The sequence below is a fragment of the Psychrobacter piechaudii genome (genome assembly GCF_900162825.1).
Lineage (GTDB): Bacteria > Pseudomonadota > Gammaproteobacteria > Pseudomonadales > Moraxellaceae > Psychrobacter > Psychrobacter piechaudii.
The window spans coordinates 1-237 of sequence record NZ_FUGE01000237.1 but is presented as its reverse complement, the minus strand read 5'-3'; the positions used below and the strand labels follow the sequence as shown (position 1 = coordinate 237).

The window sequence follows — 237 nt, the reverse complement described above, 5'->3', positions numbered from 1 at the left end:
GCTAAATCACGTAAACAATTTAAAAAAGCCAAACTTAACTGGCGTACTAATAGAGCTGATGCCAAGCGTAAATCACTTGGCTGGATACCTTTTAAGAAATCTGCTATCAAGTACTTGCAAACAAGGCAGACAGGTAAGAAGGCACTGAAATCAACCCTACAGCTATCGCTATCTAAAGGTCAAAAGCTTATCATCGATGTATTCGATAGCTACAACCTAAGCCTATATCAAATCAAC

1 pseudogene is annotated in these 237 nt (G+C 38.4%); it reads left to right on the top strand.

The features are described from left to right. Window positions 1-237 (top strand): annotated as a pseudogene (locus A1019T_RS12065) (RNA-guided endonuclease InsQ/TnpB family protein); the annotation flags it as partial.